The following is a 6,665-nucleotide window of genomic DNA, read 5'->3' as shown; positions in this document are numbered from 1 at the left end:
AACACCGCCTTGCCCACCCATCCCACGCCCCTCACAATGCGCATGACAAATACACGGTGATCGGAACCCTTCCGTCACCCACGTCGCAAGAGGGGACCCCCACATGAGAAAACCTCTCGTCGCCGCAGTCTTCGCCCTGGCGCTGGCCGGAGCGGGCACGGCACCCGCGGTCGCCGCGAGCGCGCCCGCGGCCGACCCCGCCTCCGTCGGCAAGGGCGCGGACACGGACACGATCACGTCCGAGGTCTCGGATCTGGTCACGTCCACCACGGCGACGGTGGGCCGGATCACCCAGCCGTCCGCCCAGGCCGTCAACTTCGCCGGCACCGTCTCGCTGAGCAACTGCTCCGGCTCCGTCGTCCGGATGCCCGACTCCGAGGACAACGACCCGGCGCTGGTGATGACCAACGGCCACTGTCTGGAGTCCGGCTTCCCGGCGGCCGGCGAGGTCATCGTCGACCAGGCCTCCAGCCGCACCTTCGGCCTGCTCAACTCCGCGGGCTCCCGTGTCGCCACGCTCCGCGCCAGCAAGATCTCGTACGGCACGATGACCGACACGGATGTCGCGCTGTACCAGCTCACCACCACGTACGCGCAGATCAAGAGCTCGTACGGCATCGACGCGCTCACCCTCAACGACACGCACCCGACCGCCGGCACCGCCATCAGCGTGGTCTCCGGCTACTGGAAGCGGATCTACAGCTGCAATGTCGACGGGTTCGCGTACCGCCTGAAGGAGGGTGACTGGACCTGGAAGGACTCGGTCCGTTACACCTCCGCCTGCAACACCATCGGCGGCACCTCCGGTTCGCCGGTCGTCGACGCCGCCACCAACAAGGTGGTCGCCGTCAACAACACGGGCAACGAGGACGGCGAGCGCTGCACCGTCAACAACCCCTGTGAGGTCGACGCGAGCGGCAACGTGACGGTCCGCCAGGGCATCAACTACGCCCAGGAGACCTACCAGATACCCGCCTGCTTCGGCGTCGACAACAAGCTCGACCTGAGCGCGAGCGGCTGCGTCCTGCCCAAGCCGTAGGCGCCCCGCCAGCACGTCCGTCCGGCGGCCGTCCTCGATCGCGAGACGGCCGTCGACGAGGACGTACGGGATGCCGACGGGCAGCGTCCTCGGCGACTCGAACGTGGAGCCCGCGGCCACCGTGCCCGGGTCGAACAGCACCAGGTCGGCGCGGTACCCCTCGCGCACCAGCCCCCGGTCGGCGAGCCCCAGGCGGGCCGCGGGCCGCGAGGTGAGGTGCGCGACGCACTCCTCCAGGGACAGCACGCCCAACTCCCTTACGTACCGGCCGAGATACTGCGGGAACGTCCCGTACGCGCGCGGGTGCGGCTTGGCGCCCTGAAGGATGCCGTCGGAGCCGCCCGTGTGCACGCGGTGCCGCATGATCGTCCGGACGTTCTCCTCGTGGCCCACGTGCTGGAGGATCGTCGAGCCGAGCCGGTCGGCGAGGAGGAGCCGGTGGGCGGTGGTCCAGGGGGCCTCGCCGCGCTCGTCGGCGGACTGCTGGACGGTCCTGCCGACGTACGGGGCGAGTTCCGGGTCCGTCACGCCCGAGATCTCGATCGTGTCCCACTCGATGGGCACGCCATGGCAGCCGTCGGCGCCCACGACCTCCATGTGGTGCCGGATGCGCTCCGCCGTCGCCTCGTCCTCCAGCCGCGCCAGGATCGCCTCCGGGCCGCCCTCGCTCGCCCAACTGGGCAGCATCGCCACGAGCGTCGTACAGCCCGGTGTGTAGGGATACGTGTCGAGCGTGATGTCGGCGCCGTCGGCGAGCGCGTCGTCCAGCAGGGACAGCAGTTCGGCGCCCCGGCCCTTGTTGACGCCGAAGTTCATGGTGGCGTGGGCGAGATGGAGCGGACAGTCCGCCTCCCGTGTGAGGGCGACCATCTCCTCGTACGCCTGAAGCGCCCCGGCCCCGTACGACCGGTGGTGCGGGCAGTAGTAGCCGCCGTGCTCGCCGACGACCCGGCACAGCTCGGTCAGTTCGGCGTCCTTGGCGTACATGCCGGGTGTGTACGTCAGCCCCGACGACATCCCGACGGCGCCCTCCCGCATCCCGTCGGCCACCAACTGCCGCATCCGGTCGAGCTCTTCGGGCGTCGGCTCGCGGTCCTCCCAGCCCATGGCCAGCATCCGTACGGTGCCCTGCGGGATCAGGTACGCGGCGTTGACCGCGATGCCCTCGCCGTCGAAGCCGTGGTCGAGCCGGTCCAGGTACTCGCCGACGGACCGCCAGGTGAAGTCGATGTCGTCGCCGTGGCCGTTCCAGCCGGTGATGGCCCTGCGGACCTCGGCGAGGGTGCGGTCGTCGACCGGCGCGTACGACAGCCCGTCCTGGCCGATCACTTCGAGCGTGACCCCCTGCGCGACCTTCGCGCTGTGGTCGGGGTCCCGCAGCAGGGCCAGGTCGCTGTGGGCGTGCATGTCGACGAAGCCGGGTGAGAGCACCAGTCCCTCCGCGTCCAACTCCCGGGTCGCTCGCGGGCGTTGGCAGCCCGCCGCGGCGGCCTCCTGGACGATCGAGACGATCCGGCCGCCGTCGACGACCACGTCGGCGCGGTACGAGGGGGTGCCGGTGCCGTCCACCACGTCCGCGTCACGGATGACGAGATCCTCCATGAACGTCTCCTGTCTCCTAGAAGAACGTGCGGACGTAGTCCACGACGGTGCCGTCCTGCTCCACCACCGGGATCAGCTGCCACTTGTCGAACGACGTGCAGGGGTGGGACAGACCGAGCGCCAGCCAGTCGCCGACCTCCAGGTCCGCCTCGGGGGTCGTGGCGATCCACGCGTGCTGGTCGGAGAGGGACGTGACCGTGACACCGGTGGCGGGACGGTCGGCCCCGGCGCGGCGGATCACCTCGGCGGCGGGCAGGTCCAGGTCGTACGCCGCGTCCCGCTTGCCCGCGTTGACGAAGGCCTGCTCGGGGGAGGGGCGGGAGACCACCTGGGACCAGAGGCGGAAGGCGGGCTGGAGGGCGCCCTCGCCGGGGACGCGGTTGAACGGGGTCACCCGGCGGTAGTGGCCCACGTCGTGCGAGACGTACGCACCCGACCGCAGCAACTTCAGTACGGGAAGCGACAGTTCGGGGATGTCGGCGAACACGTCCGCCACCGCGTCGAACCAGGCGCTGCCGCCCGCGCTCACCACGATCTCGTCCAGCCCCGCGAACCGCCCGGCCTTGTCGAAGTCCGCCGCCAGCGCCGTGAGCCGCCGCAGCCAGGCCCGCACCCGCTCGGGGTTCGCCTGGGGAACCTCGCCCTCGTACCCCGCCACTCCCACCAGCCGCAGCGTGGGCACGGCCGCCACCGCGTCCGCCACCGCCGCGCACTCCGCCTCGGTCCGGACCCCGGTACGCGCCCCCTCACCGGCGGCGAGCTCGACGACCACGTCCAGGGGCCGGGAGGCGACACCTCGCAGGGCCGAGTCCATCAGCTCGACCCCGCGCACCGAGTCGACGTAACAGACGAGCCGGAAGGAGGGGTCGGCCGTCAGCTCCTGGGCGATCCACTTCAGCGCGGGCTCGTCGACGACCTCGTTCGCGAGGAAGACCCGCTCGATCCCGAACTCCCGCGCCACCCGCACCTGATGCGGAACCGCCAGCGTGATGCCCCACGCGCCCCGGTCGATCTGCTGCCAGAAGAGCTGCGGGGCCATGGACGTCTTGCCGTGCGGTGCGAACACGAGCCCGTGACGGGCCGCGTACGCCTCCATGAGCGCCAGGTTGTGCTCCAGGCGCTCGGCGGAGAGGGCGAGGACCGGGGTGGTGAAGCCGCCCGTGAAGAGGTTGCGGCGCTCGGCCGCGAGCTCGCCGACGGTCAGGCCGACGGCGTCCGGGGGGAGGCCCTTGAAGCGGTGGCCGACGCGCTCGGCGGCCAGGCGGGCGAGGGCTTCGGTCCGTACATCGGTACTGGCTTCCGCACCCGTGGAACCCATGGAACCCATTGAAGCCATGGAGGTCCTCCCTGATCAGGTGGATTGCGATATGTGCAACGGGCATTGCGTATGTCGCGCAGTGCTGTCTAACATCCCAGCCAACACCGGGTCAATGGAGTCGTTGGCCCGGCACCGACAAGGAGGCCGTGTGACCACCGACCGACCCGCCGCCGCGGCGGCCCACGGCGGAACCTCCGACGGTGTCGTCGATGTAGTCACGCTCGGCGAGTCCATGGTCACCTTCCTTCCCTCCCGCCCGGGACCCCTAGCCCACGTTCCCTCCTTCGAGCGGGCCATCGGAGGAGCCGAGTCCAACGTGGCGTGCGCGCTCGCCGCCACCGGGCATACGGTCCGCTGGGTGAGCCGGGTGGGCGCCGACGGGTTCGGTGACCACCTGGTCGAGGCGATCGGGGCGTACGGCGTCGACGTCTCGGCCGTACGACGTGATCCGGCGCGCCCGACCGGCGTGTACTTCCGCACGGCGGCGGACCGGGCGGCCGACGCGCACGAGGTGGCGTACTACCGGGCGGGATCGGCGGCGTCCGCGATGGCCGTGGGGAACGTCGACCCGGCCGCGGTGCGGGCATGCCGCGTCCTGCACCTCTCCGGGATCACGGCGGCGCTGTCCGGCGACTGCCTCGCCCTGCTCCGGGAACTGACCGAACCCCGCCCGGGCCGCCCGCTCGTCTCCTTCGACGTCAACTTCCGCCCCAGCCTGTGGTCCGACGCCGAGGGCCCCCGCGTCCTGCTCGATCTCGCCCGCCGCGCCGACATCGTCTTCGTCGGAGCGGACGAGGCGGCGGAGGCCTGGGGCATCGGCAGCGGTCCGGAGGCCGTCCGGGCCGCCCTTCCCGAGCCCCGCATGCTGGTGGTGAAGCAGGGCTCTCAGGGCGCGACCCTGTTCGAGCGGCCCCAGGACTCGTCTGCCCCGTCGGGGCCGGTGGCCGACAACAGGTCCGTCGTGGCTGGTCGCGCCCACGCGGCGGAGCCGCATATGTCACTGCCCCGCGCCCCTTTCAGGGGCGCCACCGGCACGCCCACGGCCACAGACGGCACGCTCACGGACAACACGATCACCTTCGTCCCCTCCCTCCACGTGGACGTCGTGGCTCCCGTGGGCGCCGGAGACGCCTTCGCCGCCGGGTTCCTGTCGGCCGTCCTGCGCGACCTCCCCGCGCGGGCACGCCTCCGCCACGGCCACCTCATGGCCGCCGCCGCGCTCACGGTGCCCGGCGACCTCGGCACACCCCCCACGCGCGACCACGCCGACCGCCTGGCCGCCCTGGACGACGGGCCCTGGGGCACACTTCGTCTCGGCCCCGGCTGGACACAAGCCGTCGATCAAGCCGTCGACCAGGGCGCTGACCGAGCCGTCACGCGGGCCGAGGAGGAGGTACACCACCCATGAGCCAGACCGTCGACCGCGCCCTCAGCATCCTGCCGCTGCTGGCCGAGGGCCCCGCCGACCTGGGCCGCGTCGCCGACCGCCTGGGCGTCCACAAGTCCACGGCCCTGCGCCTCCTCCGCACCCTCCACGAACACGGCCTGGTCTACCGCCAGTCCGACCAGCGCTACCGCCTCGGCGCCCGCCTCTTCGCCCTCGCCCAGGAGGCCGTGGAGAACCTCGACGTCCGCGAGATCGCCCACCCCCACCTCGTACGCCTCAACGAGGAGTGCGGCCACACCGTCCACCTCGCGGTCTACGAGGAGAACGAGGTCCTCTACATCGACAAGGTCGAGAGCCGCTACCCGGTGCGCATGTACTCGCGGATCGGCAAGCCCGTCGCGATCACCGTCGCCGCCGTCGCCAAGCTCCTCCTCGCCGACCTCCCCGAGTCCGAGCGCCGCGTCCTCGCCGAGAAGCTCGACTACCCCCTCTACACGTCCCGTTCGACCCCCAACGCGGCCGCCTTCCTCAAGGAACTGGAGCGGGTGCGCGACCAGGGCTGGGCCACCGACCTCGGTGGCCACGAGGAGTCCATCAACTGCGTCGGCGCCCCCATCCGCGGCGTCGACGGCAGGGTCGTCGCCGCGATGTCGGTCTCGGCCCCCAACGTCGTCGTCACCGCCGACGAACTCCTCACCCTGCTCCCCCTGGTGCGCCGCACCGCCGAGGCCATCAGCCGCGAGTATTCGGGCAGGACCCCCACGAAGGACCCCGCCTGACCGACAGGTGAAGGACTCCGCATGACCGACAAGGTGAAGGACCCCGTATGACCGACAAGATCGCGCTCACCCCGAAGACCCACACCACCCCGCCCGCGAAGTTCTCGCACGGCGTGAAGAAGGGGAACATCCTCCAGGTCGCCGGCCAGGTCGGGTTCCTGCCCGCGGAGGAGGGCAAGCCGCCCACGCCCGCCGGGCCCACCCTGCGCGAGCAGACCCTCCAGACCCTCGCCAACGTCAAGGCGATCCTCGAAGAGGGCGGCTCCGGCTGGGACGACGTGATGATGATCCGCGTCTACCTCACGGACGTGGACCACTTCGCCGAGATGAACGCGATCTACAACCAGTACTTCGAGGAGCAGCAGCTCACGGCTCCGCCCGCCGCCCGCACCACGGTCTACGTCGGCCTTCCCGCGGGCCTCCTCATCGAGATCGACGCCCTGGCCGTTCTCGGGTAGCGCCTCCAGCGCCTCCAGCGCCTCCAGCGCCTCCAGCGCCCCTGGCGCCCCCAACTCCCGCACTCCGTACGCCGTCACGGTG

At 71.4% G+C, this 6,665-nt stretch carries 5 protein-coding genes and 1 pseudogene; 4 read left to right on the top strand and 2 right to left on the bottom strand.

What is annotated here, in order from left to right; translation table 11 throughout:
- The first annotated feature begins 103 nt into the window (after positions 1–103).
- Positions 104–1,039 (top strand): trypsin-like serine peptidase, encoded by a 936-nt coding sequence (locus FNH08_RS41250; RefSeq protein WP_152776644.1) that lies wholly within the window; start codon positions 104–106, stop codon positions 1,037–1,039.
- On the opposite strand, the pseudogene FNH08_RS41245 reads toward FNH08_RS41250, so the two are convergent.
- Positions 1,040–2,641, bottom strand: a pseudogene (locus tag FNH08_RS41245) (N-acyl-D-amino-acid deacylase family protein); the annotation flags it as partial.
- 16 nt (positions 2,642–2,657) lie between these two features.
- The gene (locus FNH08_RS41240; RefSeq protein WP_152776643.1) at positions 2,658–3,959 is read right to left on the bottom strand and encodes an amino acid deaminase; all 1,302 of its coding nucleotides are present in this window, start codon (positions 3,957–3,959) and stop codon (positions 2,658–2,660) included.
- A 232-nt stretch (positions 3,960–4,191) separates the two neighbouring features.
- On the opposite strand from FNH08_RS41240, the gene FNH08_RS41235 reads away from it, so the two are divergent.
- The 3 genes from FNH08_RS41235 to FNH08_RS41225 are packed head-to-tail and all read left to right on the top strand — an operon-like array spanning position 4,192 to position 6,583.
- Positions 4,192–5,367, top strand: coding sequence for a sugar kinase (locus tag FNH08_RS41235; RefSeq protein WP_228034683.1), 1,176 nt, complete (start codon positions 4,192–4,194; stop codon positions 5,365–5,367).
- The gene (locus FNH08_RS41230) at positions 5,364–6,125 is read left to right on the top strand and encodes an IclR family transcriptional regulator (RefSeq protein ID WP_152776641.1); all 762 of its coding nucleotides are present in this window, start codon (positions 5,364–5,366) and stop codon (positions 6,123–6,125) included. Before FNH08_RS41235 ends, FNH08_RS41230 begins: the two co-directional genes overlap by 4 nt.
- A 47-nt stretch (positions 6,126–6,172) precedes the next feature.
- The gene (locus FNH08_RS41225; RefSeq protein ID WP_152776640.1) at positions 6,173–6,583 is read left to right on the top strand and encodes a RidA family protein; all 411 of its coding nucleotides are present in this window, start codon (positions 6,173–6,175) and stop codon (positions 6,581–6,583) included.
- Positions 6,584–6,665: the final 82 nt, after the last annotated feature.

It is taken from the genome of Streptomyces spongiae (genome assembly GCF_009377185.1).
Taxonomy (GTDB): Bacteria; Actinomycetota; Actinomycetes; order Streptomycetales; family Streptomycetaceae; genus Streptomyces; species Streptomyces spongiae.
This window is presented reverse-complemented; position numbering and strand designations above follow the sequence as displayed.